A 26679-nucleotide genomic window follows, 5' to 3' on the forward strand; every position below is an offset into this window, starting at 1 on the left:
TGCTACGGATCGGGGCTCAGCCGATCGAACAGCAACGGGACGCGCATCTCCGCGGGGGTGAGTGAACCGTGTTGCCCCACGAGCGTGAGTTCTCCGGGCTTCGATAACGTCATCACCGCCCAGTCGTCGAGCAGAGCGACCAGCACATCACCGATCCGATTGCGCATCCGGTCGTCGACCGGGCCGAACCATCCCTCATCGATGGCTTCTTGGCGACGTCTCACGATGGCTCGCTCGCCGAGGAAGCGCCGCCACCTGGCGGCGACTTCGGCCGGGCGATCGCAGTAAAGCTGACGCAGGCGTCCTTCGCCACCGATGAGATCGAGCCCCGAGGCGAGCGCCGGGGTGTCTTCGATGATGATCTGGTGGCTTGCCGGTACGTCGACCATGCCATGATCGCCGGTTACCAGCAGGCAGGTATGGGGATCGAGGGCGTTGTGCAGTTGCTCGAGCCACGCGTCCACTTCGTCCAGGGTTCGAACCCATTCTTCGGAACCACAACCGACGCCATGCCCGGCATGATCCAACCGGCGCTCATAGGCATAGACCAGCGACCGTTCGCCCTGCCCGGACGCCTTGACGATCTGCTTGATACGGCGGCCGGTGTCGTCCTCGCTGGGCAGGCCGATGAATTTTGGGCCACGAAGGGCAGCCCTGGTCAATCCCGAATTGCGGAACTTCGCCAGCGACACGGTGCTGACCGCGATATCGGGATGCGCCTGCAGTCTTTCCAGCCAGGTGGGTTGGGGCTGAAAGGTCAAGGGGTCAAGCCGGTCATCCCAGGCGAGCGCGTTGACGATCTCGTTCAGCGCCCTGAACGAGTAACCGACGATGCCGTGGCGTCCGGGTGCGACACCGGTGCCGACGGTGGTCAGCGACGTCGCCGTCGTCGATGGCACGGCACTGGTCAGCGCTATCGCCGTATCGAGCAAGCCGCCCAGATAAGGCGCACGATAACGCTGGGCCGCCAGCAGATGGTGGCCGAGGCCGTCGACCATCACGACGACGTAGCGGGTTGCGTCCGGTATGCCCAGCACGTCGTGAGCAGAAGGCGTGTCGCACGCACCATCTTCGGTCAAGAGGTGCGATGCGACGGCGGGCAGGATCTCTGCGAGAGTCGATCTGCCGTAGTCAGGAAGCTGAATCGACGACACCGTCAGTGCACCCGGTGCTGCAATGTGGTACCGAAATCGACGAGCCGTTGCACGCTTTCGGCGCCGTCGGACACCGGGCTCATCCTGATCACCATGTCTTCGGCGGCCGAGGTGCCGGAAAATCCGTGGTCTGCCGTGCAGGAGGGGTCGCCGCAGCTGGCCGGCTCCAGTTCGAGCCTGCGCATCGTGTTCCAGCTGAGCGTCAGCCAGGTCTCGACAGTCTCGGCGCCGTCACCACCGAATTGTTCGGGCTGCGAAACCACTCTGGTCATCGCGACGGTACCCAGCAGCCGCAGCGGAACCGATTCGGTTGAGCTGATGGCCGTGGGGCCACCGCTCTCGCCGTTGTGTTCATCGGTATGGCAGACCACCAACCGGGTCGCGGTGAGCACCAGCACCGACAGGTGGCGTCCGATGCCTTCGGGAGCGAAAGTCGCCTCGTGATGGACGAGAAAGACATCCACGGGCTCATCACCGACCGCCAGCCCCACAGAATCGGTAACCAGCTGTGGGAAGAAACCGCAGTCGTTGACCTGGCTCAGCAATGCCGGTGGTAGCTGGCCGGTGCCGGTCTTCAGTTCTCGTTTCACCCCATCATCCTGCCACCTGGACGCGAAATACGCCGCACCGCCCGACGCGCCTCCACGCATCTGATGCACAGCGTGAGGGCCTGACGATGAATTAACGCAGCGGTAATTCATCTGAGGGTCCTTAATTCTCTGAGGAGCCGCCGGCCGCTACTGTTGAGCCCCATGGGGTCACAGCAATTCGTCGGCACACGAATTGACGACTTCTTTACCGACCAGGTCGTGGAGTTTCTGCGCCACCGAGGTTGGCGCGAATCAATCATCCCGTTCACCGGCTACGGCTCACCCGAGCATGTGCGGGTTCTCGGACGCCTGGTGCTACGTCCGATCAAGGCCCGCAGCTACCTGGGTATGTATGCCGAGGCGTTCTTACATCGGCGCGGCTGGCGCAACTTCTTCAATGCCGGGGTTCCCAGGCGTCCGGTGACGGTACGCGTCGGCGACGAGGAACTCGAATTGATGACCGACCGGGGCGGCTATATCGACGTCACGGTGAAGGGTACCGGCCTGGCCGAAGGCTGGCACGAGGTGACACTGAGCACCGACGAGGCACCCGAGACCGGCGCCCCGATTCAGATCGTCGGCGACGACCAACATTTCGGACTGATCAGCGACGTCGACGACACCATCTTGTCGACCTGGCTGCCCAGGATCGCGCTGGCCGCATGGAATTCGTTCGTGATGACCGAGGGCAACCGCCAAGCCGTGCCGGGCATGGCAAGGATGTATCAGAAGCTGCTGAAGGACCACCCGGGCGCCCCCATCGTCTACGTATCGACCGGCGCCTGGAATACCGTGCCATTTCTGAATCGCTTCATGCACCGCCACGGTTTTCCCGAAGGGCCGATGCTGCTCACCGATCTCGGCCCCACCCAGAATGCCTGGTTCCGCAGCGGCCCCGATCACAAGCGCCGGGCCCTGGCAGAGCTGGCGCGTGACTTTCCCCATATCAAATGGGTGCTCGTCGGCGACGACGGGCAGCATGATCCGGCTCTCTACCGGGAATTCGCCGAGCTGCGTCCCGATCACGTGCAGCTGATCGCTATCAGGCAGCTGTCGTCAACCGAACAGATCCTCGCGCACGGCACGGCCGCAGTCTTGCGCGATTCTGCCGACCTCAGGTGGGAGCCTGCGGTGGTCACCGAGGTGGCCGGCGCCGACGGAGACGACCTAGCACCCCAGGTACGTGAAGCTCTCGACTCCGATTAAGGGCCTGACGTTAAATTAACGCGGCGGTAATTTATCGGAGGGTCCTTAGGACGCGTGAGTCGGTCCGAGCGCCGAACTGTGCGTCCGACCGAGTGTCGCACCGGCGCACGAACTGCTTTGGGCGGCACAATGCATGATGGACGGGGACCGAGCCCGGGTCCGCGAAGCTGTACACCGGTGGATCCAGGCCAGGGGCCCTGCAGAGAATGTGCGGGTCGGGAGTTCTCTGGAGGGTGCCCGGGCCCTTCGGTCTGCGAGAAGCTATCAGGAGAAGACGTCGTTTTATGGCCACCAAGACACCAGCCGATGTCGAAGATCTCGAAGAACGCATCATCGACATCGATATCTCGTCCGAGATGGAGACCAGCTATCTCGAATACGCCTATTCGGTCATCTATGCCCGTGCCCTGCCGGACGCCAGAGATGGCTTGAAGCCTGTTCAGCGCCGCATCCTCTACACCATGCACGACATGGGGCTTCGCCCCGACAAGCCGCACGTGAAGTGCGCCCGCGTGGTTGGTCAGGTGATGGGGCTGCTGCACCCGCACGGCGACTCGGCGATCTACGACGCGCTGGTGCGGCTGGGCCAGGATTGGTCGATGCGGCTGCCCACCATCGACGGCCACGGCAACTTCGGTTCCTTGGACGCCGGGCCCGCCGCGTACCGCTACACCGAATGCCGGCTGGCACCGCCCGCCATGGCCATGGTTGCCGGTATCGATCAGGACACGGTCGACTTCCGCCCGAACTACGACGGCAAAGAGCTGGAGCCTGCGGTGCTTCCGGCCGCCTTCCCGAATCTGCTGGTCAACGGGGCGTCCGGTATCGCCGTCGGAATGGCCACCAACCTCGCCCCACACAACCTGGTCGAGGTCGTCGGCGCACTCAAGCATCTCCTCGGCCATCCGGACGCCGACCTCGACGCTTTGATGCGCTATGTCCCCGGTCCGGACTTCCCGACCGGCGGAACCATCATCGGATTGAGCGGCGTGCGCGACGCGTACGCGTCCGGACGAGGTTCGTTCAAGCTGCGTGCCACCTGCAAGATCGAGCAGGTGACCCCGCGCCGCAAGGGCATCGTGGTGACCTCGCTGCCGCACGGGGTCGGCCCCGAGAAGATCATGGAGCAGATCAAGGATCTGGTCAGCCGTAAGAAGGTCAGCGGTATCGCCGACGTCAAAGATCTCACCGATCTGACCAACGGCACTCGCATGGTGATAGAGATCAAGAACGGCATCAACCCCGATGCCCTGCTCGCCCAGCTGTTCAAGTTCACCAAGCTCGAGGACACCTTCGCGATCAACGCCGTGGCGTTGGTCGACGGCCAGCCGCGCACGCTTTCGCTGCTCGAAATGCTGCAGGTCTACCTCGATCACCGCATCGACGTGACGACCCGCCGCACCAAATTCCAACTCGGCAAGGCGACCGACCGGCTGCATCTGGTCGAAGGCATGCTGCTGGCACTGCTCGACATCGACGATGTGATCGCGATCATCCGCAGCTCCGAGGACGTGGCCGAAGCCAGGGCCCGCCTGATCGAAGCCTTCGAACTCACCGAAGTCCAGGCCAACTACATTCTTGACCTGCAGCTGCGCCGGCTGACCAAACTGAGCCGGATCGAGCTGGAGTCCGAGCGCGACGAGTTGCGGGCCGAGATCGAGCGGCTGACCCGGATTCTGGACGACGAGCAGGTGCTGCACAAGCTGGTCGCCGACGAACTCGACGAGGTCGTCAACAAGTTCGGCACCCCGCGCCGCACCGTGCTGCTGGCCGATTCCGGAGCCGCCGCCAGCAGCGCCGCCACTGCCCCGCTGGAGATCCCGGACGAGCCGTGCTGGCTGATGCTCAGCTCCGCCGGACGGATCGCCCGCCTCGATGTGGCCGAGTTGCCGGAGACCTCCGATGACGCCAGGCGCAGCAAGCATGACGCGATCGTCTGCGCCCTCCGGGCGAGCACGCACGCCGAGTACGGTGTGCTGACCTCGCATGGACGCCTGATCAAGGCGAAGGCGATCGAGCTACCGTCGGTGCCGCCGACCGCGACCTCACCCAATCTGCAAGGCGGCACCAAGATCGCCGACCTGGTCGAGTTGGCCAAAGGTGAGCGGGTGCTGGGCCTGACCTCGCTCGCCGACGCGTCGCTCGGTTTGGCGTTGGGTACCCGCTCTGGTGTGGTGAAACGAGTCAATGCCGAGTTGCTCGCCAGCAAGGACGAGTGGAGCGTGATCAATCTGGCCGATGGCGACGAGGTAGTGGGAGCACTCGAGTTGCATGACCTGGACGATGAGCTCGTCTTCATCACCTCCGACGCACAGTTGCTGCACTTCTCGGCGTCCCTGGTGCGCGGCCAGGGCCGCGGAGGTTCGGGCATGGCCGGTATCAAGCTCGGCAAGGGTGCGCACGTGGTGTGGTTCGGCGCTGCCCCGGCTCAGGGCTCGGTCGTGGTGACGGTGTCCGGTAGCTCGTCGTCGCTGCCGGGTACCGAACCGGGCAGTGTGAAGGTGTCCGATTTCGGTGAGTATCCCTCGAAGGGACGCGCAACCGGAGGGGTGCGCTGCCATCGTTTCTTGAAAGGCGAGGACACCTTGATGCTGGGCTGGGCGGGACCGGCGCCTGCGATTGCTGCCTCATCGTCGGGCTCTGCGGTCGAGCTGCCGCCTGCCACCGGACGCCGGGACGGCTCCGGCACCCCGGCCGCCAAACCGATCGCCGCGGTGGCGAGCAGGCATCTTCGTCCGTAGCGCCTACTATGGCGGAGTGTCGTTCGATGATCTGCTCGCGGCAAATGCCGCCTATGCCGAGGGTTTTGGGCCACGTCAGCTGGAGGGCCGTGCACAGGCCGGGGTTTGTCTGCTGACCTGTATGGATTGCCGGGTCGATCCGCTGCCGATGACCGGCCTGAAGATCGGGGACGCAAAGGTGCTGCGTACCCCGGGTGCTCATCTGACGCCGGACGCGTTGGCAGGTTGCGTGCTCGCGGTGCACGCGCTGGGAGTCGATCGCATCATGGTGGTCGCGCACACCAAATGCGCGATGGCCGGACTTGAATCCACACTTCGCGACAAGGTCGCCGCCTCCAGCGGCATCAAGAATTTCGACATGGCCTTCGGTGCCGACACCGATCGGCTCGGGCATCTGGCAGCCGACATCGAGACCTTGCGCAACCACGAATTGATCGGACGCTTCGCCGAGATCGGCGGGTTCGATTACGACGTCGACACCAGAAGGCTCACGCAGCTCTACTGAGGAACCCTGGCTGCCTATTCGGCGATGTCTGCGCGGGGAGAGCTTTCATTCGATCCGAACATGATAAGCCCCGGATCACTGCGCCGGCAGCGATGGCACTTGCCTCAAAGTTTCTGACGGCCGGGCAGCCCCGCTATCGCGTCCAGCAACCCGTCGGCGGCCTCACGTTTCGTCCCACTCGCTGTCGCCACCAGCTCGCCGCCAGCGGCGAGCACGTAGAGCGTGTTTTCGGTGGACTCGAACCCTTGCGTCCACCCCACCGCGTTGACCGCCAACAGATCGACCCCCTTGCGGGCGAGCTTGCTTCGTCCCAACTCAAGCAGGGCGTCCTCGTCCGAAGCAGTCTCTGCCGCGAAACCCACGATGATCTGCCCGGGTCTGCGTGCTGCCACCAATCCGCGCAGGATGTCCGGGTTCTCGACGAGTTCGAGGCTCAGCACCGGTCCGGACGCCTCTTCCTTGCGCAGTTTCGTGTCGTGAACCGACTCGACCCGGTAGTCGGCCACCGCGGCCGCCATCACGATGACGTCTGCACTATCCGCATGTCGTTGAACGGCTTCCTGAAGGTCGGCGGCGGTGCCGACCTGCTCGATGTCTACGGCAGGTAAGTCGGCGATCTCGGCGAGAACCGCGTCCTCGACATTGGCCGCGAGCACCGTGACAGTGGCGCCGCGCGCGGCGGCGGCTTGCGCAAGCGCGCCTCCTTGGCGTCCGCTCGAGCGGTTGCCGATATAGCGGACGGGATCGATCGGTTCCCGGGTGCCGCCGGCGCTGACCACGATCCTCACTCCGGCCAGATCACCGTGTGCCTCGCGCGCGGCGAGAAGCTCGATGGCGCGTTGAACGATCTCGGCGGGCTCACTCATGCGTCCCGGCCCGGAATCCGCACCGGTGAGACGTCCCTTGTCGGGCCCGATCACCTGCACGCCCCGGGAACGCAGCGTCGCCATGTTGGCCTGAGTCGCCGGATGGAGCCACATCTGGGTGTGCATGGCAGGCGCCACCAGCACCGGCGCCTGGGTGGCCAACAAGGTGGTGCCGAGGAGGTTGTCGGCGATGCCGGTGGCCATCTTGGCCAGCGTGTTGGCGGTGGCAGGGGCAACGATCACCAGATCGGCCTGCTGACCAAGCGCGACATGGCGAACCTCGGCAACATTCTCGTGCACCGAGGTGGTCACCGGATGACGGCTGATAGCCTCCCAGGTCGGCTTGCCGACGAAATGTAGGGCGTCCTCGGTGGGCACGATATGCACGTCATGGCCCTCTTCCGCCAGCAACCGCGCCACCATGACGGCTTTGTAGGCGGCGATTCCCCCGCTGACTCCCAGCACGATGTTCATGGCATCCATCTTTTCATCGCGGCCATCCGCGATCCACTGCTGGCCTACGAGAAGGCGCCGGCCCAATCCCTCACCGCGCAAAACTCGGTCGAATGCGGGGCAGCAGCTCTGCACGTCATTTGCCAGATCCGGGTCTGTCCTGAATCAGGCTTATGCCAGATCCATCGATTTTCGTCTACAGGCCGTCGACGATTCTGCGCTTATACTGCACGAGCATGTGCACCGTCATCGTCCAGGTTCCCGATAGCCCGGAAGGCCCTACCAGGCTGCTAGCGGTGCGCGACGAGGATCCGAATCGTCCGTGGGATCCGCCCGGCGCATGGTGGCCGAGCGAACACCCGGGTGTCGTCGGTGTCAGAGACCGCCGGGCCAACGGGGCGTGGCTCGCCGAGAACCCGTCGACGGGACGACTGTCGGTGCTGCTGAACCGCAATCCCGAGGTGCTGGCCTCCCCCGACGATCAACTCGAATCGCGGGGCGGCATCGTGCTCGCCTCCATCCAGGGAGCGAGCATTCCGGACGCGCCGAACACGGCGACCTTCAACCTCATCGAGATCAATGGCGCCCACACCGGGCTGGTCAGTTGGACGGGTGCGCGCCTGCATCGCGAGACACCCCGGCCCGGCGTCCACATGATCGCACACGATGATCTGGATGATCCCGGTACGGCACGAGTTGCCCGTTGGCTACCTGATTTCCGCGAGCTGGCCGCCCAGTGGGATTCGCATGTGCCCTTCGAAGATTGGCGGCAGCAGTGGCTCGATCTGCTCGCCAGCAGTGGCCAACTGGGGCCGGACGACGACGAGGCCATCATCCGCGACAACCGCCCACACGGTTATCCAACGCTGTCATTGCTGGTCTGCGTCGCCGAAATCCACGTAGATACGGTCGCGCTGGCATGGTCTATGCTGCCCGAACCTGGGTCCCTGGAGGGCGCCACGCCGCTCGCGCAGATCGTGTGATGACGTCAGTGATCACGTGATGACAGGCGCTGCCCAGCAAGCGATTGACGTCGGGCCGCACCCGTTCGATCTGCTCTGCGGAGGGGCGGGAGACATCAGCAGATCGTGCCACCGCGCTCGTCCGATCGAGGAAGTGCGGCGAGGTGTGGCCAGATCGTGGCTGCGGAGTTACCGGTTGCCGGGCTCCTCCAGCACCGTTTCGGGGATGGCTGCGGAGCTGAGCAAAGCCTGCGGGTTGACCCGGAATAGACCCTCGTCAGAAGGTTCTCGAAAACTCGCCGGGTAGTATCGTCCGGGACCCCGACGAAGGATACAGATGAGCGAGCCGATCAATAGTCAACCGAGCAGCGCACAGCCGCAACCCGCAACAGATGCCTATCTCAATGAGCCGGAGAGCGTCGGCGCGTGGCTGATCCGGATGGTCAAGGGAATCTTGGTGGGTATCGGATTCATTCTGCCCGGATTATCGGGTGGGGTGCTAGCGGTGATCTTTCGGGTATATGACCCGATCATCCGCTTCTTGGCGAAGCCGTTCCACCGTTTCGGAAGAAATGTGCTCTATTTCATTCCGATCGGCATCGGTGCGGTCATTGGAATCGTACTTTTCTCGATCGTCGTGGACGCAGCCTTCGGTCGCTTTGCTGCGCAATTCATCTGTCTTTTCATCGGTTTCGTGGTCGGCACCTTCCCCTCGCTTTACCGGCAGGCCGGCAAGCAGGGGCGAAACCCGACTCATTGGATCATCTTCGCCGCGGCCGCCGTGGTGATCTTCGTGATCATGCTTGTCGGCGGCCAGTCGATGATCGATGTCACACCGAACTGGTTCATTTGGCTCGGTTCGGGCGCACTCATCGGTTTGGGCGTGATCGTGCCGGGCATGAGCCCCTCGAATTTCCTGATCTATTTCGGCCTCTACGACAAGATGGCCGCCGGAATCAAGGACTTCGATTTCGGCGTCATCATTCCGCTGGTGCTGGGGCTGATCGTCTGTGTGCTGGTCTTCGCCAAGGCTGCGGCCTGGGCATTCGACCACTATTACGCCGGCATGTATCACTTCATTCTGGGCATGGTCGTCGGTTCGTCGCTGGCGATTTTCCCGACCGTTGTCTTTCCTTCGTTCACGGCTTCGGGGCTTGCGGACGCAAGGCTCAGTCTGCCTGTGGCGTTGGTTTTCGCCGTCGCCCTGTTCATCGTGGGGACGATCGCATCCTGGCTGTTCAGCAGGCTCGAGGACAGGGTCTCGGTACAGCGTGAGGCGATCGAGTCGGCCGCCGGCTGAGCCCACCACCCAGACAATTCATGCCTTGATCGGTCGTTATGCCGATGGTGCTCTCATCGATGGGAGCATCGAACAATGGACGCGTCGAGTAGCAGCTCATGGCTTAACCCGATCCCAGAAGCAATGAGTAGCCGTCATTCCATCATTGGGAAGGTGTGATTTCGCGAGCAGCGCGCCACCGCAAACATCGGGCAATTACCCGTAGCGGCGGCGCGGCTGCTGCGCCCTGGGAGTGCGTAGCGGAACGACTAAGCACTGTAAGTTTCTGCCAGCTCCGATAGCGAGTCAAGGAAAACGACGCATCTGTGGATAACTTGTCAACTAAAGTTGATTCTTCCCAGGCATCTCCTCCGAATTCGTGACGGTCTCGTTCTCGAATGACCAGGGCGGCCGGTTCGATCAAGCCCGAGTCCAATCGTTTCAAACCAGCATCGGCGCTCCTTCCGGAGGCCGCAATTTCGGCCCGAAATGAGATACAGCTATCTCGAGTTATTTCCGAACTAGCCAAGGCGGCGCCGGTGGGCCGTCCGTTCCTGCCTGTGCTCTTTCTCGGACTAGGCGCTTTCTGGACGCTACCGCTAGACTGGCCCCCGCTGGTCCTGAATTCATCGACACCGCCTCGGGCGGTGGCTTGGGTGAATCCGGCGCAGGGGGCGTTAGCTCAGCAGGTTAGAGCAGAGGACTCATAATCCTTGGGTCGCGGGTTCGAGCCCCGCACGCCCTACCGATAAGAAACCGACCGTTACTCGAACAAGCGACCGAGCGGTCAAGTCTCCCCCACGCTCCTGAGTGCGACTCAAGACCAAGACGACAAAATCTGTCACCCCGGGGTTGACGAGCGTGAGCCAAGGTGTCACGATATTCACATGAAGAGTAATCCCAGGGGTGACAACTCCCATCCGGCTGCGACTTCATCGAAGCAGGCGGAGTGGACGGGCGTCCTTGCGCATCGTCGGAAGGACAGTCCCGCAACGGTCGCCGCGGTCATCGAAAGATTCGAGGCCGCGGGCGTCACCCCGGGCGAGGTCGCGTCCCACCTCGAAGACGGTGGAGATCGACTTTATGCAGCCGCTGCCTCGGGCGCAGATAACTGGGCGTCCGCATTCGGTGGGGAGCAAGCCGCCGCGCTGCTGGCGGCGGAGGTCAGTGCGCTCATGTCGCACCTTGTTGCCCGTGCCGCGGGCGTCCGCTCGGTCTGCGTGGAGGCGCTGCTCGATGAGTTCAGTGCGGTGACGGTCGGCGGTGCGCTCGGCGTCGCGCGACAGAAGGTCTATGAACTCGCCCGAGCGAGCGTAGATCCCGATTATCTCAAGACGACACCTTGGAGAAGATCATGAACGACATACACGAGGCAGTAGCACTGCCCGACGCGTCCGTGAAACGGCTGCTTCATCCGATAGATATACCCGAGGCGCGTTCCTTGTACCTGCGCGGATGGTGGTTCGCGCGCCTGTGCTCACTCCCGATGGCCGTCGCCATCGGCGCGATCGTATGGACGCTCGGGGGCAGCCTGCTGGCATCACTTGCAGCCCCAGTCAGCACTTTCGTGATCGCCTTTGCAGCGAGTCGCTGGCATGAGGCGCGCGCGTGGGACTTCATTCCCAGAAAACGACAAGATCCCGACGGTGCCGGTTCCTGGCGGCTGCTCGCAGCTGTCTTGGACGCCGCCGCTCCGCTCGTCACGGCGGCCGCGGTCATCCTGGCGGTCAACAACACACCGATTTCTACGGGAGTTGTCGCCTACGCGATCGGCTCCGGTATCGGTGTTGCGGTCGTGCAGGTCGCCGGGCTTGCCCTGTCGGTCGTGCGCAAGCGAAATAGCACCTCGATCGGGCCGCGCGTGATTCTGCTTGTCGCAGTCATCGCGGCGTCCTTGCTGGTCGCCGTGTTTGGCGGCGCCTGGGCTCAGAACTCCCCCGTGCTCGCGGCCGCCGGCCTGGTGACAGTGCTTTTGGCCCAATCGCTGTGGTGGCTCTTCGTCCAAAGGAACGGAGGGCGCAGTGAAGGTGGCGAGCAATGATGAGCACCGACGAGCCCGAGATCACCGTCACGCCTGTCCACGTCGGAGACCTGGCCGGGGTGGGCATGCCGATCTACGTCTACCTCATCGAGCACCCCCAGGCGACGGTGCTCGTCGACACGGGGCTGACCGAGCTGCATCCGGCAGTCTCCGATCTCGACCCTCGGATCCGGCCATTGACCGAGCAGAATCTTGACCTCAGCGGTATCGACATCGTGGTCAACACTCACCTGCATTTCGACCACTGCGGAGGCAATCACCTGTTCGCCGATCGACCGATCTATGTTCAGCGGCGAGAGCTCGAAGACGCCCGGACGCAGGATGATTACACGATTCGAGAGTGGGTCGATCCGCGAGACGTTGCGTTGCAGTACCATCCGGTGGACGGCGAGTTCGAGCTGTTGCCCGGCGTACGGTTGGTGCCGGCGCCGGGGCACACCCGCGGTTCGCAGATTGTGGTGATCGGCACCGGCGATCGGTCCGTCATTATCGCCGGGGACGCGGCAGTGTGGTCCGGCGAACTCATCAATCCCAAAACGGAAGGTCAACAGCTCATTCGTGCGCTCGACCCGAGGCTCGTATGGCTCTCGCACGAGCAAGAACCATGGCGTCCCGATGACACCCGAAGCGACAAGTAAGCCGAATAGACGAGGACGAGCCCGGCCTCGCCGGCCGGGATCTACAGTCGATGTATGAGTGCTCAGATCACACTTCTGCAGGGCGACATCACGACCGACCGTGAGGTGGATGCGATCGTGAACGCCGCCAACAAATCACTACTGGGTGGAGGCGGCGTCGATGGCGCGATCCATCGCGCCGCCGGTCCTGGGCTCCTTGCCGAATGCCGCACCTTGCACGGCTGCGAGACGGGTGATGCGAAGATCACCAAGGGCTACCAGCTGCCCGCCGCGCACGTCATTCACACGGTCGGCCCCGTCTATCGTGATGGCAAGCACGGCGAGCCCCAGCTGCTCGCCAGCGCCTATCGGCGCAGCTTCGAAATCGCCGCCCAGAACAACTGTGCCCGAGTCGCGTTTCCCGCGATCTCGGCCGGTGTGTACGGGTATCCGCTTGACGAGGCGGCTCGCATCGCCATCACGACCGTGGCCGAGGCAACCACCGAGCACCCGGAGGTCACCCAGGTACGCTTCTGGCTGTTCAATGCGCAGGTTTTCGACGCGTTTCAGCATGCTCTTGATGAGGTCACCAACCCCTCCTGATTCCGGGACGATCCACACGCATTGTGAGCGAGAATCGTCGAAGGCGGCACTCAATCAGACCAACAGCGCGTTCCGGCACCAGGGCCCCGGTTTCTTGTTCAGGGCGAATTGGGCACGCACGGGAACCTCCACGGGCTCGGCCCCGGCCTCGCCATCAGAAGCCTCCACCAATCAGACCGCGACCACATTCTCTAACCCAGGCCACAAACCTGACGCACACCCGCTTGTTCAACACTTCGGCATTTTCGTCGGAGCAGGTGGATACTCTGGAATCACGTTGACAAACACGAAGGAGTGGTCGATGTCAGAGCCGTTGGTGCTCACCGAGTACGTGGTGAAAACGATCGCCCAAACAGCGATTGACAATGAGAAATACTTCTGCGATCTGGATTCGGTCGTCGGAGATGGCGATTTCGGGTATTCGTTGGCCCGCGGCTTTGAGAAGGTCCTCGAGCAATGGGACGATTTCGATCGCTCCAGCGTCGCCGTCTTTCTGCAGAAGGTGGCGATGGTGGTCACCAGCCGCGTCGGAGGCACCTCGGGGCCGATCTGGGGCACCGCATTCCTGCGGGCGTCCATGGTCGCCAAGAAGACGGATGTCTTTGATGATGCCACCGCCGTCGCGATGCTGCGGTCGGCGGCAGAGGGCATCATGGCGCGCGGCGGCGCGTCCTTGGGTGAAAAGACCTTGTTGGACGCCCTTGTGCCGATGACCGACACCCTCGAGCACAAGCTCGCCGAGGATCTACCGATCGGCCAGGTGCTGGACGATACGGCCGCCCGTGCGGTCGAGGCAGCCGAAGCCACCAGCAAGCTTGAGGCCAAGCGGGGCCGCGCAGCCTATACCGGCGAACGCAGCATCGGTTCGGTGGACGCCGGAGCAACGGCGATCGGCGTACTGGCCTCGGCAGTCGCCAAGGATTGGCCCGATCGCTGACCTCCATCACCGGCAGGGGCGTCAATTGCAGCCACGTCGTGCCTGCACCACCGGAACCGAAACCTACAAATCCGCCGATAAGAACCGCCGTAAGCGGCGAGGATCAACACACCTGCCATATCCACCAAGCCGATGGCTGACGGCACCGCAAGGAAATAAGCACCACAAGTACAAATACGAAATGTCAACCGCGTTGCGGGAATGCGAAAATTGCGCACCGCAGTTCAGATCAAAGGAGCTCCAATGAAGAAGTTCGTCAATGATCCCCAGCAATATGTGCCCGAGATGCTCACCGGGATCGCGTTGGCCAATCCGGACACATTGAAGTATGTGCCCGAATACAACCTGATCATGCGCGCCGATGCGCCCAATGATGACAAGGTCACGATCATTCAAGGATCGGGTTCGGGCCATGAGCCCGCCCATGTGATGGCGGTCGGGCCGGGAATGCTCGACGGCGCTTGCCCGGGCGATGTCTTCGCCGCCCCGCCGATGGACTATGTCTACGAATCCGCCAAGCTTCTAGCGTCCGACAAGGGGATTCTCTTGCTGGTCAACAACTATACCGGCGACAAGATGGCCTTTGAGATGGCGGCCGAAATGCTTCAGGCCGAGGAGTTCAAGGTCGCGACCCTGTTCATCAACGATGATGTCGCGGTCAAGGACTCCACTTTCACCGTCGGACGCCGCGGCGTTGCCGGTAACTTCTTCGTGATGAAGGCGTGCGGCGCCAAGGCCGAGCAGGGAGCCGATCTCGATGAGGTCGTCCGTGTGGGTGAGAAGGTGAACTCGGTGACCCGCTCGATGGGCATCGCGCTGTCGCCGTGTACTCCCCCGGCCAAGGGCGAGCCGTTGTTCCAGCTGGCCGACGACGAGATGGAGGTCGGTGTCGGCATCCATGGCGAGCCCGGGCGTCGCCGCGACAAACTGGTCCCGGCTGACGAGATCGTGGACGAGCTGCTGGAGGCGATCGTCCCCGATCTGCCCTACGAATCAGGCGACGAAGTGGCGCTGATGGTCAACGGGCTCGGCGGGACCCCGATCTCCGAGCTCTATCTGCTCTACGGCATCGCTCATGGCAAGCTCGCCGATCGAGGCATCAGCGTCTGGCGCAGCTATGTGGGTGAATACTGCACGTCGCTCGAGATGGCCGGGGCGTCCATCACCCTGGTGAAGCTCGACGACGAGATCAAAGACCTGTTGAGCGCACCCGCGCAGACCGCCATCAGAGTGTTCTAGAAGATCAGCCAACAAATAGGCATCTCAACGAGGAGGTTGCGATGACACAGATGAAGGTACACGTCCTTTCCACGGGAGTCATGGAGACCGATCTCACCTGGCTCCTGCTCAAGGGCGGCACGACGATCCGCGACAAATACCACAAGGACGATCCTGTCGTGTGGGGTGATTGTCCTACTCATGCCGTACTGATCGAGCATCCCGAGGGGCGGGTGCTGTGGGACACCGGTGTGCCCCGGGATTGGGAGACGCGCTGGGAGCCGACCGGATTCCACAATTTTTTCCCGGTCCGCGAGCCCAATGACGGGCCCGGATATCTCGACACGGCGCTTGCCGAACTCGAACTGACCCCGGACGATATCGATATTTTGGTGCTCTCCCATCTGCATTTCGATCACGCCGCGAACGCCAAGATGTTCGATCCGGCCAAGACGAAGATCGTCGCCAGCGGCGCAGAACTGGAAGGCGTCAAGTCGATCACTGGGTACAGCAAGGGCGCCCACATCGTCTCCGACTACGACGGCCTCGAGATCGGCGCGATCATCGGGGACGACGAGATTCTGCCCGGCATCTCCGTCATCCAGACTCCCGGCCACACCTGGGGCACCATGTCGCTCAAACTGGACCTGGAGAACGACGGACCGAAGATCTTCACCTCGGACGCCATCTATCTGGCCGACAGCTATGGGCCACCGGCAGTCGGTGCGGCGATCGTCTGGGACAATCTGGCCTGGCTCGAATCGGTCGAGAAGCTGCGCGGTATCGCCGATGCGACCGGAGCCGAGTTGGTCTTCGGACATGATGCCGAGCAGCGAAAGTCGTTGCGGTTCTCCCCCGGCGAGTTCTACTCGTGATGTACCGATGATTCTCTACGACTACGTCTGTGCAACCGGGCATGACTTTGAGGCACTTGTCGCTTCGATTGCGGACGAAGCCCCGCCGTGCCCGGTCTGCCAGGCGCCCTCACACCGGCGCCTGGCCAAGCTCAACATCGGTGGCCGGGCAGATGCCGGGCCCAGTCGCGATCAGATGCCGCGCTCCTGGCAGCGAACGGCGGGTGGAGACCCGGAAACCGTTCGGCACTGGCACGATCTGGCAGCCAAGAGGGAGAAGCTCGAAGAAAAGCACCCAGAACTGGCCGGCGACAGGCGTCCGGTTCTCGCCCACGAAGGAATCTTCGCCAACCGGCCATTGAGGGCCGGTGACGATATAGCAGCCGCCACCCGTGAAGCCGCGGCTGCCGGCAATCAAGAATCCCAGAAGGATGCGCATAACCAATGAAAATCAAAGGAGCAGTACTCGAAGAGATCGGCCGTGAGCGCCCATACGCCGACACAAAGCCGATCACCATCAGTGAACTCGAACTCGATCCCCCGGGCCCCGGCGAGGTACTCGTCCGCATGGAGGCAGCCGGAATCTGCCATTCGGATCTGTCGGTGGTCAACGGCAACAGGCCTCGTCCGGTGCCGATGCTGTTGGGCCACGAGGCGGCGGGCATCGTGGAAGAACTCGGCGAGGGAGTCGATGACATCGAGGTCGGCCAGCGGGTCGTGATGGCTTTCCTTCCCAGGTGCGGCAAGTGCAAGAACTGCCTCACCGACGGCAAGCTGCCATGTATCCCCGGCACCGAGGCGAACACCGCAGGCCGTCTGCTCACCGGCGGTGAACGGTTGCACCGCGACGGCGAGAAGGTTTTCCATCATCTCGGAGTGTCCGGCTTTGCGACACACGCTGTTGTCGACCGTCGCTCGATCGTTCCGGTAGGGAGCGATATCCCTCCGATGGTGGCCGCGGTTCTCGGTTGCGCGGTGCTGACCGGCGGTGGCGCGGTGATCAACGCCGGGAACCCGCAAGACGGCGACACGGTCATCGTGGTGGGTCTTGGCGGAGTGGGCATGGCCGCGCTGATCACGGCCCTTTCTCTCGGCAAGGGCGATGTCATCGGTGTGGACGCCCTGCCGGACAAGCTGGCCCGTGCGACCGAACTCGGTGCGAGCGCTGTCTATACACCCGATCAGGCGATTGAGGCGGGCGTCAAGGCGCCGGTCGTGGTGGAGGCGGCCGGTCATCCGCGTGCCTTCGAGACCGCGGTGAAGCTCACCGGTGTCGGTGGCATAACGGTCACTGTCGGGCTGCCGGCGCCCGGTGCCGATTCGACGATCAGCCCGCTCGGCCTGACCGCCGAAGCCCGGACGATCATGGGCAGCTATCTCGGCTCGGCGGTTCCCTCCCGAGATATCCCGACCTATGCGCAACTGTGGCGGGAAGGCAAGCTGCCGGTCGATGCCCTGATCTCGGCCACCATCAAGCTGGAGGACATCAACTCGGCGATGGACGCACTGGCCGACGGCAAGGCGGTGCGCCAGGTGATTCTCTTCGATTGATCAACGCATGACCAGAGAATCGTCGCGTCGATCCGCAGTTTCGGCTCATCGCACAGCGACAATTCTCTGGAGGGCCCAGACCCGTAGCACATGAGCTCCTCGGTTCACGCCGAGCGCTGCTGGCCGGAGAAGCTGACGAGAGCCCGCCCAAGGCAATCGTGTCTGAGAACCGTCGATAAAACGGCGGCTCTCAGGCACCTTTGGCCCCTACACTCAGGCCATGCCGAATTCGCGCTTCGGGCACGGTCCGACAGGTCCCTGGCCACCGCAGCCCGTCCCGCCGGGCAGCATGCCCGGCGGGACGGAACCGGCGGGAGCAAGACCGCCGAGTGCAGGAACTCCCGAGGCCGGCCTTCCGTGGAACGGATCACCTGACGCTTGGCCCTCGTGGTCCCGACCGACAAACGCCGCTGCCTCTTCGGCCGGCGCCCCATGGGCGGCACCCAACGATGGGTCACCGTGGCGCGCCCCTGATGGCGCCGGATTCCCGGGCAGGCCAAATCCCATTTACGGCTATCCCGCACCGGCATACGGTCCGCCGATGCCTCAACCGCCTGCACCCAAGTCGGTATCACGCATGACCACCGTCAGCGTCATCGGTGTCGTCGTCGCGCTCATCTTCTCGCTGGCCTTGGTCCTCAATACCCGCCCGGCGACCGGTATACCCGAGATCGGTGCTGCCGAGTATCTCGCCGAATCCGGCCATCGCGAGTTCCTTTCGAGCGGCTCCACGACCACGATCGTCGAAAACTCGCAACTGCCGGGAGCCGTGGCGTTCAGCGATGCCTCGCCCACCATTCAGCAGGTACTCGCTTCGGTCGGCGTTGATCAGGCGGCCAACAGCTTCTGGGTTTCCGAATTGCTGGACATGCCGACAGGACTCTTCACCAGATTCTTGGGCATGGACGACACCGGCCTGGTGCTTTACGCATTCGGCATGCCCGACAACCAGATACAGTTCGATTCCGGGTTGATCGAGCTGCCTGCCGACCCCAGACCGGGAACAACGTGGACCTCCCAGACAACCGCCATCAACCCGGACGGAACCGAAGAAGAATGGACGCGACAAGGCAGTATCGCCCAGTCGTCCGAGGCCGGATGCGTGGATGTCTCCATCGTCGATCAGCGTCCGGAAGGAGCGACCACCTCGCCCTTCACCCGCTGCGAGCAACGCGGGATCGTGGCGATCGGTGATCAGCATGCTACCGCCCCACCTGCGCCCGACATGTCGGAACTCTCGCTGACGCCGCACTCCGACCTGCTTCCCTCGGTCGATCCCCTGCCGGTATCCATCGTGGCTGATGGCGTCGCGCTCTCGGTCGGCATGACGACCGGGCCGGTCGCGGTCGGTGACGGGCTTGTCTACGCCAATCGCACCAACGGCCAGCTGGTCTTCGTCCGGCCAGATCCGAGCGGCGAGTGGACCATTGACGCAACTCGCAGACCGGGAGCCGATGTCACGACTTTGCTCGGGATCGGCGAGGTGGTCGTAGCCGCCACCACTGATCGGACGCTGGTCGCCTACAGCGCCGCCGGAAAATGGCTATGGCAGAGCGAGATATCGGATCTCGCGAGCGACCTGGTCCGGGTCTCCGACCGGAGTGCCGCGGCTCTGAGCCTCGACGGAAAGCTTGTCGTCGTCGACCTGACCGATGGTGCCGTCGTCCGCGAGGCAGAAATGCCGTCGGGATCCCTCGTCGCCCCGGCGGTCGGAGCAGACACCGGAGCGGGGCCGGTGGTCATCACCGCGGCCGAACGCAAGCTGGTGATCCTGAACGCCGACGACACCACGACTCCTATCGAGGTTCGTGACGAGGTCAACTCGATGGCTCTTGCAGACGGCGTGATCGTGGTCAGCGACGTCTCCGCAGATCTCTCCGGATTCGATCTGGAGGGAAACCGGCTCTGGCGGGTCGGGTTGGCGGCCTCGTGCCGGCAACTTCTGTCGTCCGGGCAAACCGTGTATTGCAGGCTTCCCGACGCGGTCGCCGCCATTGATGCCCTCTCCGGCCGGATATTGTGGCAGGCCGACTACCCCGCCCTGATGATCTACTTCGCCGCCGACCGGCTGCTCGTCTTGGGCCGTCAGACAACAACGATGCTCGCAAGCGATAGCCAGCAACTCGCCTCATGGCCGATTGAGCGAACAGCACCCAACACCTGGGCCGTATCGATGAAAGCCGGCCTCCTGACCGTCAGCGACACCGGACAATTCGAGTGGTGGCAGGCATGAAAAACCACACTGCGCTGCTGGTCGACGCTCTCAACAAAGTCTTTCTCGCCCCGATCCGGTCGGGTCGCCCGCGTCCGAGTCAATGGCCGGCCGGGCTCAGTCCGGTGATGGCGGTCGTCGGAATCGGGTATCTGTTCGGAGTCGTCCTCGTGCTCGGTGCACCGTGGCTGCGGGCCGCCGACCGGCCGGTTGTCATCGAAGGCTCGCAAGTGCTGGGCAGTGCGTCCATGACCGTGCTGCTCTGGCTGGTGAGCCTCACGCTCGCGCTTGGCCTGACCGCGGCGCTGCATGTGCACCCGTTGCTGAAGATCGTCAGCCTGGCCGTCTTCTTGCTGCCGCTCACTCCACAACTGGCGCTCGGCGGATCGCTGCCCGTGCTCGGCAGCATGCTGGGCATCGTCGTCTTCTTCCTGATTCGATGGCGGGGCCGCTTCGTCGCCTGGGAGTTTCCGGTGATCTGGATACTCGTCAGCATCGGCGTGCTGAGACCGCTGGCCGTGAGCGGCAACTATGGGTACGACATGCGCACCGCAACACTGTTGTTGGTGCTCGCATTCATCAACTCCCTGGCGGTGCCCGCGCTGATGATGACCGGTTATGCGGCCGCCCAGGTCGGGGTCTCGATCTCGCAGTGGATGGGATTGAGACTCGATCAGGTATTGCCCGTTCAGGCGACAAAACTGCTCGCCGGCTTGCTGGCAGTCGGAAACGTCGGCTACGCGATGTGGTCGACCTACCAGGGCAAGCTCGGCTGGGAGGCCGAAAACTGGGTCGGGTCACTCCTGCTCGTGACACTGACGGTTGGCATCGTGGCCGGTTTATTGAGCCGAAGGCCTGCCATCCGGACGCCCGATGCCGGCCCACGACCGGCCCCGGCGGCTTCGTCCACCACGCCGCGGTCGCACGATCCGGCCGCTCCGGACGCCATCGCCGACAGCTGGGTACCGCAGGCATTCGGACTGGCCTCGGCGACGCTTGCCTTCATGGTGTTGACCGCCATCGCGGCGATCGCCGGCGGCCTGGTCGATGTCTTCTTGGGGCACCAGCCCGATTGGCTGGCGAACCTTGGGTCGAGCAATCTCTTGCTGTTTGTGGTGCGATTCTCACAGGCTGGCATCGCCTTGTGGTGGGGTTGGCGCAGGGCCGGGCGAGGAGATCGCGTGACCCCCGTGGTGCTCGGTGCATTCGGGGCCATCATGATCATCTCGTCGCTGTCGATCCTGACCTCGTCGACCTGGCTCGCGTGGGAGGTCGAGCCCGTCGGCATCTTGCTATTGCTGGCCGGAGTGATCGCATGGTTCACATTCCGCAGCGACGCGGGCGCTCATTATGCGTTGATCATCGCGCTGTTGGCCACCCTCTTCCGGTTCCGCGAACCGTTGTCGGAGCCGGGCATGGTGTTCGGCGTCGTTTCGGCGTCCGCCGTGTTGCTGATCAGCCTGATTTGGCGGGTGCTCACCGATGGCGACCTGATGGCGGGCGACTCCAGGGCTCTCCCCGGCGCCTCCCGCGTGATGGCTTTTGGGACGATGGCACTGCTCGCTGTGCTGACGTTGTCGGTGACCGCACAGATGCGCGTCCAGACACCGGCGATAGATCAATCGGCCATGGTCGGGTTGGGAGATGCCACGCTCGGTGGCGCCTTGTTCCTCGCGGCCGGGGTGAGCACTCTGACAGCGTTGTGGTCCGCCAGGCAAGCGGACGCCCACCACCGAGCCGCTCCCGCGTTGTTTAACCCGCGGTGATCTCGGTGTGCCTTCGAACCTGGGATCACCGCGCGGTTCCAGTATCAGGATTCGACGTAGATCATCTGGGTTCGGGTGAACTCCTCAACACCGAGCGGACCGTCGGCACCGCCGATGCCCGACTTGCGGGTGCCGGCGTGGAACCCTTGCATCGCCTCGAAGTTCTCCCGGTTGATGTAGGTCTCGCCGAAGTCGATCTCACGCATGCCCTTCAGCGAGTTCGCCAGGCTCGTGGTAAAGAGCGAACTGGTCAGTCCGTACTCCGAGTCGTTAGCCTTCTCGATGGCCTCGTCGAAGTCGTCGACCACCATGATCGGCAACGCCGGCCCGAAGATCTCATCGTGCACGACCGGCATCTGCTGGGTGACATCGGTGAGCACGGTTGGCTGGAAGAAATAGCCGCGTCCGCGGTCTTCGGCCTTGCCTCCGGTGAGCAGTGTCGCGCCTTGGCCGACCGACGCGTCCACCATCTCACCGATGCGGCTGACCGCGCTCGACTCGATGAGTGCACCCATGTCGAGGCCTTCGTCCACGCTGGGATCGCCGTACTTGGTCGCGGCCATGGCATCGGTCATCTTCGAGATGAACTCGTCTGCCACGCCACGGGTGACGTAAACCCGCTCGGCGCAGTTGCAGACCTGCCCGGTGTTGATCACCCTGGAAGCCTTGATCGGCGAGATCGAGGTCGGCATCGTCGAGGACGATCGCCGGCGCCTTTCCTCCCAGTTCCAGATTGACCTTGGTCACGTTTTTGCTTGCCGCGGCCATGATCGCCGAACCGACCGGCACCGAACCGGTGAAGCTGACGATGTCGACCCGCGGGTCGGACGACATCTGCTCGCCGATTGCTCCGGAGCCGGAAAGCATGCTGAACACGCCCTTGGGGAGGCCGACCTCGGCGGCGATCTTGGCGAACTCCATCGCGTTGATCGGGGTCACCGACGCCGGTTTGATCACGCAGGTGTTGCCGGTCACCAGCGCCGGGGCCAGCTTGCGGGCGATCAGGAAGAACGGGAAGTTCCAGGGCAGGATGCCCACCGCAACACCGAGCGGCTTGCGCAGCACGAAGATGGTTTCCTTCGGACGCGCCGAGTTCATCACGCTTCCCTCGATACGAAGAGCGAAACCGGACATGTATTCGAGGTAGTCGGCGGTGAAGTTGACTTCGACGTTGGCGAGCTCGGGGGTCTTGGACTGTTCTTTGACAAGGATGTCGGTGAGCATCGCCTCTTTTGCCCGGATGCCCTGGGCGATCTTCGTGAGGTAGCCGGCGCGCTCGGGCGCAGGGGTCAGCGCCCACTGCTTCTTCGCCTCGTATGCCGCCTGCAACGCGTCATCGACATCCTGGGAAGTGGCCCTTGGTGCGTACGCGAGAGTCTCTCCCGTCGCCGGATTCTCGACGGGAATCGTGTCAGCCGTGGAGCGGAGCTCGCCCGCAATGTAGTTCTGGTAGGTGGTCAGCTGAGTCATGCGTACTCCTTCATCGTTGACGAGTGGTCATTCGGATTGTGCTGCGACCGAAGTGACGCGCATTTTTTACCGGGCGAATAGATCGAGCGAGTGATCCGCGTCCGCCTTTCGTCCGCATTATTCGGTGCGGATCAATCGGGACGACGAGCAGTGCGCGGAACACCCGCAACAACGCCGATGTATCAGCCAGTCTGCCCCACATCGGCATCCGGAGGTAGCAGTTTCGGTTGGTTGTGCGCCCAGGCCGATAGGCGGGCATAGCGACGATCCGAGAAACCGACAGAAATGGACGCGACGCGGCGACTATGCGGGAGCGATGCATGCGGGCGAACGTTGATCCGGCTCTGGTAGTTCAATTGGCAGAGCATCTGACTGTTAATCAGCGGGTTACTGGTGCGAGCCCGACTCAGGGAGTGACGGTCCGGTTACAGTAAGCTCCGATTTGGGTAACGGTTGGGCGCCTGCTAGTGTTTCTTTTCGCGTTGAGAAACGCGAACGCCAATCCCTGGTAGCTCAATTGGCAGAGCATCTGACTGTTAATCAGAGGGTTACTGGTTCGAGTCCAGTCCGGGGAGCCAATTATTTATGCGGCTTCTACCCGGTGAGGTAGAAGTTTTCTTGCACTGCATATTTCTCACCCTACGCCCTGATCGAGGACATGGCCGCCGTTCAGTGCACCCCTGCGTCCCTGGTCAGCTGCCTCAGCCGAGACGGCGTCGTCTGATAGGCGCGCTTGAACCAGCGGGTCAGGTGAGAACTGTCGGTGAAACCGCACTCGTAGGCAATCTGGGTGATCGACCGTCCACTATTGAGCACCAGCCAGTGCGCGGCCTGCAGCCTGATCTGGCGCCAGTATTGAGCCGGTGAGGTCCGCAAGTGTTGATTGAACAACCGCGTCAGCTCACGTTCCGATAGGCCGACCGAGGCCGCGATCTCTGCCACCGTGCCCGTCTCATACAGGCGCTGCCGCATGAGCGCGACGGCGTTGGTCAGCCTCTGGTCCGGAAACGTCAGCCCCATATCGGAATCCTGAGCCATCGCCTGCATCTGGTCGAGACCCCGATCAGCCATCAGGTAGTGCATCGTCTTGTCTGACCGGACGCTGCCGCAATGCTCGGTCACCAGTTGCATGGCGAGGTTGATGGACGCCAGACCGCCCGGGCAGGTGATGAAATCGCCATCACGCACCACTGGTTCATCGCTCACCGGAATCACCTCGGGGTGCAGCTGATGCAAAGCGGAAACCAGGGAGAAGTGCACGGCGCATCGCCTGCCATCGAGCAGGCCGAGACCGGCCAGTAAAAACTGTCCTGTGCACAGTCCGACCACGGGAACTCCGCAGTCGATCGCGTCCCGGACGAAGCAGGTCAGTTCGTCCGGAACAGGATTCGCGGAGTGCAGGACGCTGCCGTGCACGACGATGTAGTCATATTCACGTGGATCGCCGAAACGGCGGGTGGGGCCCAGCTGAAACCCGCAACTGGCAGCGATCGGATCGTCATTATGCGAGAGCAGATCCCAGGAGCAGAAGACCTGACGGCTGTAATCCCGCTCGTCTGCCGACAGCCTCAAGAACTCCACGAAGCACGACAACGACATCAACGTGAAGTCCGGCGTAGGAGCGATCCCTACGCGTAACGGAGGAATGTCGAGCGCGGGGACAGGCCTCGTGGGACCAAGCTCAACTGATCCCAGCTGCATTACGCCCCCTTCCGTGGAAACCCGTCTCGGGTTCCAAGCCCAGTTCAATAAGCGTTGATCTACACCTTCGTAGCCAGCCACTCGAGTGCTGTCGTTTCACCAGAGCCACACCTCCACGGTGAAGACGCCGAGGCCCCGGTTTTATCGCGCGTCCTATCCAAAGATCTGCGGCCATCACCGAACCGGCGCAAGCACCGCCTGCTCTCTGCCGAGAACTCACTCCGTACCGAAAGATGACCTAAACCTACTATTGTGTCTGCCCCATCCGAAATACGGTGATATCTGATCACGACAACATCCCAAGGGAGGGATCGCCAGCATGAAAATCACCGGCATCAGCATCTACCAGGTCGACCTTCCACTCAAAGAAGGCTCCTACAGCTGGTCGAATCAGAGCTTCGCGGCGTTCGACAGCACCGTACTGATCATCGAAACCGACAGCGGTCTGACCGGCGTCGGCGAGGTATGCCCGCTCGGTCCGGCCTACCTGCCCGCCTACGCCGAGGGCACCCGGACCGGTCTGCAACTGATCGCGCAAGGCCTCATCGGCGAGGACCCGCTGCAGGTCAACAAGATCTACCAGCGCATGGACCAGCTGCTGAAGGGCCATCCTTACGTCAAGTCTGGCATCGACATGGCGTGCTGGGATTTGCTCGGCAAGGCGACCGGGCAGCCCGTGTACAACTTGTTGGGCGGCCAGCTGCAGGACCGGGTGAACCTGTTCAAGGTGGTCACCCGGCAGGATCCTGCCGCTATGGCGCAGAAGATGATCGACTACCAGGAGCAGGGCTTTCACCAGTTCCAGATGAAGGTCGGAGCCGGCGTCGACTCAGACATCGAACGCATCTTCGCGGTTTCCGAGGTGACGCGGCCCTCCAGCATTCTCGCAGCGGACGCCAACACCGGCTGGCGGCAGCATGAGGCGATGCGCGTCGTGAAGGCCATCCGCGACGTCGACATCTACATCGAGCAGCCGTGCCTGTCGTATGAAGAGTGCCTCGCGGTTCGCCGGCACACCAACCATCCGATGATTCTCGATGAATGCATGGATGACATCCGCATGGTGATGCGTGGCTACCAGGACAGCGCGATGGATCTCATCAACCTCAAGATCAACCGCGTCGGTGGCATCACCAAGGCCATCCAATACCGCGACCTTTGCATCAATCTCGGCATCGCGATGACCATCGAAGATTCCTGGGGAGGCGAGATCGACACCTCCGCGATCGCCCACCTGGCTCACTCGACACCGAAGGAATTCCACTTCCAGTCATCGGCTTTCCACGAGTATCACAGCCTCGAGATCGCGGACGGCGGGCCTCAGATCAAGGACGGTTGCATGATCGCGTCTCCGAGCCCGGTCTTGGCGTCGCCCCGCACATGGACGTGCTCGGCGAACCGATAACCGTCATCAAGTAATCAAGACGAAGGCAATACGGTTCGGGCTCACTCGTATTCGACGCGCATCTGCTCGACAAGATCGAGGACGAGTGAGCCGACCTTCGGGTCGGTCAGATCGCAGCGTCCGAGACCCTCTGCCTGCCAGCTGATCGGATCGTCGGAGCCGGGCCGGCGGCGTCCGACCACCTGCACCGTGCCCAGATCGTCGTCCAGATCGAATTGGCGCGCCACCACGATGGACGCCCGGACCCGCTCCGCGAAGGCATGCGGCAGCCCGGCGGGTTCATCGAGGATCGCCTCGCCGCGGGTGCCGTCAACCAGCTCCCACCGCAGCTTGTTCGTATCGGAGTTCCAGCCGCCGCGCTGAATATCGGTCCAGGCGACCAGCTGCCAGCCCTGCGCGTGACGCACCACCATGCGGTCGCGAAGCAGCGCGACGAAGCCTTGCGGCCCCCGGCCGAGCACCAGCACATCGGGACGCCTGCCGAGGATCTGCTGTAACTCGTTGGTCTCGTCTGTGGTCAGTTTGTGTGCTGATCGAGTGGCCATGGA

General features: G+C 63.1%; 23 protein-coding genes, 2 tRNA genes and 1 pseudogene. 19 read left to right on the top strand and 7 right to left on the bottom strand.

What is annotated here, in order from left to right; genetic code table 11:
• Nucleotides 1-2: 2 nt before the first annotated feature.
• Together QQ658_RS07655 and QQ658_RS07660 are read right to left on the bottom strand one after the other, a co-directional pair.
• Nucleotides 3-1154 carry an alkaline phosphatase family protein gene (locus QQ658_RS07655; protein ID WP_286024289.1) on the bottom strand — a complete coding sequence of 384 codons (1152 nt, stop codon included), beginning with the start codon at nucleotides 1152-1154 and terminating at the stop codon, nucleotides 3-5.
• Between the two features lie 2 nt (nucleotides 1155-1156).
• Nucleotides 1157-1744: a DUF5998 family protein gene (locus QQ658_RS07660; protein WP_286024290.1), complete on the bottom strand. Its 588-nt coding sequence runs from the start codon at nucleotides 1742-1744 to the stop codon at nucleotides 1157-1159.
• A 162-nt stretch (nucleotides 1745-1906) separates the two neighbouring features.
• Here QQ658_RS07660 and QQ658_RS07665 point away from each other — a divergent pair, with 162 nt between their 5' ends.
• The 3 genes from QQ658_RS07665 (at nucleotide 1907) to QQ658_RS07675 (ending at nucleotide 6196) form a co-directional block, all read left to right on the top strand.
• Nucleotides 1907-2950 carry an App1 family protein phosphatidate phosphatase gene (locus tag QQ658_RS07665; protein ID WP_286024291.1) on the top strand — a complete coding sequence of 348 codons (1044 nt, stop codon included), beginning with the start codon at nucleotides 1907-1909 and terminating at the stop codon, nucleotides 2948-2950.
• A gap of 284 nt (nucleotides 2951-3234) precedes the next feature.
• Nucleotides 3235-5691, top strand: a complete 2457-nt coding sequence (locus QQ658_RS07670) for a DNA gyrase/topoisomerase IV subunit A (RefSeq protein ID WP_286024292.1) — start codon at nucleotides 3235-3237, stop codon at nucleotides 5689-5691.
• Nucleotides 5692-5707: 16 nt separating this feature from the next.
• Nucleotides 5708-6196, top strand: a complete 489-nt coding sequence (locus QQ658_RS07675) for a carbonic anhydrase (RefSeq protein ID WP_286024293.1) — start codon at nucleotides 5708-5710, stop codon at nucleotides 6194-6196.
• A 104-nt stretch (nucleotides 6197-6300) separates the two neighbouring features.
• Here QQ658_RS07675 and coaBC read toward each other — a convergent pair whose 3' ends face one another.
• Nucleotides 6301-7545: a bifunctional phosphopantothenoylcysteine decarboxylase/phosphopantothenate--cysteine ligase CoaBC gene (coaBC, locus tag QQ658_RS07680; protein ID WP_502928903.1), complete on the bottom strand. Its 1245-nt coding sequence runs from the start codon at nucleotides 7543-7545 to the stop codon at nucleotides 6301-6303.
• A 206-nt stretch (nucleotides 7546-7751) separates the two neighbouring features.
• On the opposite strand from coaBC, the gene QQ658_RS07685 reads away from it, so the two are divergent.
• From QQ658_RS07685 to QQ658_RS07750, 14 genes are all read left to right on the top strand, one after another.
• Nucleotides 7752-8498, top strand: a complete 747-nt coding sequence (locus QQ658_RS07685; RefSeq protein WP_286024295.1) for an NRDE family protein — start codon at nucleotides 7752-7754, stop codon at nucleotides 8496-8498.
• A 316-nt stretch (nucleotides 8499-8814) separates the two neighbouring features.
• Nucleotides 8815-9777: a DUF368 domain-containing protein gene (locus QQ658_RS07690; protein ID WP_286024296.1), complete on the top strand. Its 963-nt coding sequence runs from the start codon at nucleotides 8815-8817 to the stop codon at nucleotides 9775-9777.
• A gap of 650 nt (nucleotides 9778-10427) precedes the next feature.
• Nucleotides 10428-10501, top strand: a tRNA-Ile gene (locus QQ658_RS07695).
• Nucleotides 10502-10643: 142 nt separating this feature from the next.
• Nucleotides 10644-11114, top strand: coding sequence for a hypothetical protein (locus QQ658_RS07700; protein ID WP_286024297.1), 471 nt, complete (start codon nucleotides 10644-10646; stop codon nucleotides 11112-11114).
• Nucleotides 11111-11797 (top strand): hypothetical protein, encoded by a 687-nt coding sequence (locus QQ658_RS07705; RefSeq protein ID WP_286024298.1) that lies wholly within the window; start codon nucleotides 11111-11113, stop codon nucleotides 11795-11797. The genes QQ658_RS07700 and QQ658_RS07705 overlap by 4 nt, the downstream gene beginning before the upstream one ends.
• The gene (locus QQ658_RS07710; RefSeq protein WP_286024299.1) at nucleotides 11794-12435 is read left to right on the top strand and encodes an N-acyl homoserine lactonase family protein; all 642 of its coding nucleotides are present in this window, start codon (nucleotides 11794-11796) and stop codon (nucleotides 12433-12435) included. The genes QQ658_RS07705 and QQ658_RS07710 overlap by 4 nt, the downstream gene beginning before the upstream one ends.
• 54 nt (nucleotides 12436-12489) lie before the next feature.
• The gene (locus QQ658_RS07715) at nucleotides 12490-13017 is read left to right on the top strand and encodes an O-acetyl-ADP-ribose deacetylase (RefSeq protein WP_286024300.1); all 528 of its coding nucleotides are present in this window, start codon (nucleotides 12490-12492) and stop codon (nucleotides 13015-13017) included.
• Between the two features lie 301 nt (nucleotides 13018-13318).
• A complete protein-coding gene (gene dhaL / locus QQ658_RS07720; RefSeq protein WP_286024301.1) occupies nucleotides 13319-13954 on the top strand; it encodes a dihydroxyacetone kinase subunit DhaL in 636 nt (211 codons plus the stop codon).
• A 243-nt stretch (nucleotides 13955-14197) separates the two neighbouring features.
• The gene (dhaK, locus tag QQ658_RS07725; RefSeq protein ID WP_286024302.1) at nucleotides 14198-15193 is read left to right on the top strand and encodes a dihydroxyacetone kinase subunit DhaK; all 996 of its coding nucleotides are present in this window, start codon (nucleotides 14198-14200) and stop codon (nucleotides 15191-15193) included.
• 41 nt (nucleotides 15194-15234) lie between these two features.
• On the top strand, nucleotides 15235-16047 hold the full coding sequence (locus tag QQ658_RS07730; protein WP_286024303.1) for an N-acyl homoserine lactonase family protein: 813 nt from the start codon (nucleotides 15235-15237) through the stop codon (nucleotides 16045-16047).
• Between the two features lie 7 nt (nucleotides 16048-16054).
• Nucleotides 16055-16474: an FmdB family zinc ribbon protein gene (locus QQ658_RS07735; protein ID WP_286024304.1), complete on the top strand. Its 420-nt coding sequence runs from the start codon at nucleotides 16055-16057 to the stop codon at nucleotides 16472-16474.
• Nucleotides 16471-17577, top strand: coding sequence for an alcohol dehydrogenase catalytic domain-containing protein (locus QQ658_RS07740; protein WP_286024305.1), 1107 nt, complete (start codon nucleotides 16471-16473; stop codon nucleotides 17575-17577). Before QQ658_RS07735 ends, QQ658_RS07740 begins: the two co-directional genes overlap by 4 nt.
• A gap of 541 nt (nucleotides 17578-18118) precedes the next feature.
• Nucleotides 18119-19810, top strand: coding sequence for an outer membrane protein assembly factor BamB family protein (locus tag QQ658_RS07745; protein WP_286024306.1), 1692 nt, complete (start codon nucleotides 18119-18121; stop codon nucleotides 19808-19810).
• The gene (locus QQ658_RS07750; protein WP_286024307.1) at nucleotides 19807-21555 is read left to right on the top strand and encodes a hypothetical protein; all 1749 of its coding nucleotides are present in this window, start codon (nucleotides 19807-19809) and stop codon (nucleotides 21553-21555) included. Before QQ658_RS07745 ends, QQ658_RS07750 begins: the two co-directional genes overlap by 4 nt.
• Nucleotides 21556-21599: 44 nt before the next feature.
• Here the strand turns inward: QQ658_RS07750 and QQ658_RS15425 are convergent, their stop codons facing one another.
• Nucleotides 21600-22247: an aldehyde dehydrogenase family protein gene (locus tag QQ658_RS15425; protein WP_353057913.1), complete on the bottom strand. Its 648-nt coding sequence runs from the start codon at nucleotides 22245-22247 to the stop codon at nucleotides 21600-21602.
• Between the two features lie 40 nt (nucleotides 22248-22287).
• Nucleotides 22288-23025 (bottom strand): annotated as a pseudogene (locus QQ658_RS15430) (aldehyde dehydrogenase family protein); the annotation flags it as partial.
• A gap of 502 nt (nucleotides 23026-23527) precedes the next feature.
• Here QQ658_RS15430 and QQ658_RS07760 point away from each other — a divergent pair.
• Nucleotides 23528-23603, top strand: a tRNA-Asn gene (locus tag QQ658_RS07760).
• Between the two features lie 91 nt (nucleotides 23604-23694).
• On the opposite strand, the gene QQ658_RS07765 is transcribed toward QQ658_RS07760, so the two are convergent.
• Nucleotides 23695-24624 (bottom strand): GlxA family transcriptional regulator, encoded by a 930-nt coding sequence (locus QQ658_RS07765; protein WP_286024308.1) that lies wholly within the window; start codon nucleotides 24622-24624, stop codon nucleotides 23695-23697.
• 421 nt (nucleotides 24625-25045) lie between these two features.
• On the opposite strand from QQ658_RS07765, the gene QQ658_RS07770 reads away from it, so the two are divergent.
• Nucleotides 25046-26131, top strand: a complete 1086-nt coding sequence (locus QQ658_RS07770; RefSeq protein ID WP_286024309.1) for a cis-3-hydroxy-L-proline dehydratase — start codon at nucleotides 25046-25048, stop codon at nucleotides 26129-26131.
• Nucleotides 26132-26172: 41 nt separating this feature from the next.
• Here the strand turns inward: QQ658_RS07770 and QQ658_RS07775 are convergent, their stop codons facing one another.
• The gene (locus QQ658_RS07775) at nucleotides 26173-26676 is read right to left on the bottom strand and encodes a hypothetical protein (RefSeq protein WP_286024310.1); all 504 of its coding nucleotides are present in this window, start codon (nucleotides 26674-26676) and stop codon (nucleotides 26173-26175) included.
• Nucleotides 26677-26679 lie beyond the last annotated feature (3 nt).

The sequence above is a fragment of the Propionimicrobium sp. PCR01-08-3 genome (genome assembly GCF_030286045.1).
In the GTDB taxonomy this organism is placed as follows: domain Bacteria; phylum Actinomycetota; class Actinomycetes; order Propionibacteriales; family Propionibacteriaceae; genus Brooklawnia.

Excerpts from the sequence above, each read along its gene's own strand:
- QQ658_RS07665 (WP_286024291.1), top strand. The coding sequence starts at position 1,907 with ATGGGGTCACAGCAATTCGTCGGCACACGAATTGACGACTTCTTTACC.
- QQ658_RS07670 (WP_286024292.1), top strand. The coding sequence starts at position 3,235 with ATGGCCACCAAGACACCAGCCGATGTCGAAGATCTCGAAGAACGCATC.
- coaBC (WP_502928903.1), bottom strand. The coding sequence starts at position 7,545 with ATGGATGCCATGAACATCGTGCTGGGAGTCAGCGGGGGAATCGCCGCC.
- QQ658_RS07685 (WP_286024295.1), top strand. The coding sequence starts at position 7,752 with ATGTGCACCGTCATCGTCCAGGTTCCCGATAGCCCGGAAGGCCCTACC.
- QQ658_RS07690 (WP_286024296.1), top strand. The coding sequence starts at position 8,815 with ATGAGCGAGCCGATCAATAGTCAACCGAGCAGCGCACAGCCGCAACCC.
- QQ658_RS07700 (WP_286024297.1), top strand. The coding sequence starts at position 10,644 with ATGAAGAGTAATCCCAGGGGTGACAACTCCCATCCGGCTGCGACTTCA.
- QQ658_RS07705 (WP_286024298.1), top strand. The coding sequence starts at position 11,111 with ATGAACGACATACACGAGGCAGTAGCACTGCCCGACGCGTCCGTGAAA.
- QQ658_RS07710 (WP_286024299.1), top strand. The coding sequence starts at position 11,794 with ATGATGAGCACCGACGAGCCCGAGATCACCGTCACGCCTGTCCACGTC.
- QQ658_RS07715 (WP_286024300.1), top strand. The coding sequence starts at position 12,490 with ATGAGTGCTCAGATCACACTTCTGCAGGGCGACATCACGACCGACCGT.
- dhaL (WP_286024301.1), top strand. The coding sequence starts at position 13,319 with ATGTCAGAGCCGTTGGTGCTCACCGAGTACGTGGTGAAAACGATCGCC.
- dhaK (WP_286024302.1), top strand. The coding sequence starts at position 14,198 with ATGAAGAAGTTCGTCAATGATCCCCAGCAATATGTGCCCGAGATGCTC.
- QQ658_RS07730 (WP_286024303.1), top strand. The coding sequence starts at position 15,235 with ATGACACAGATGAAGGTACACGTCCTTTCCACGGGAGTCATGGAGACC.
- QQ658_RS07735 (WP_286024304.1), top strand. The coding sequence starts at position 16,055 with ATGATTCTCTACGACTACGTCTGTGCAACCGGGCATGACTTTGAGGCA.
- QQ658_RS07740 (WP_286024305.1), top strand. The coding sequence starts at position 16,471 with ATGAAAATCAAAGGAGCAGTACTCGAAGAGATCGGCCGTGAGCGCCCA.
- QQ658_RS07745 (WP_286024306.1), top strand. The coding sequence starts at position 18,119 with ATGCCTCAACCGCCTGCACCCAAGTCGGTATCACGCATGACCACCGTC.
- QQ658_RS07750 (WP_286024307.1), top strand. The coding sequence starts at position 19,807 with ATGAAAAACCACACTGCGCTGCTGGTCGACGCTCTCAACAAAGTCTTT.
- QQ658_RS15425 (WP_353057913.1), bottom strand. The coding sequence starts at position 22,247 with ATGCCGACCTCGATCTCGCCGATCAAGGCTTCCAGGGTGATCAACACC.
- QQ658_RS07765 (WP_286024308.1), bottom strand. The coding sequence starts at position 24,624 with ATGTCGTTGTCGTGCTTCGTGGAGTTCTTGAGGCTGTCGGCAGACGAG.
- QQ658_RS07770 (WP_286024309.1), top strand. The coding sequence starts at position 25,046 with ATGAAAATCACCGGCATCAGCATCTACCAGGTCGACCTTCCACTCAAA.
- QQ658_RS07775 (WP_286024310.1), bottom strand. The coding sequence starts at position 26,676 with ATGGCCACTCGATCAGCACACAAACTGACCACAGACGAGACCAACGAG.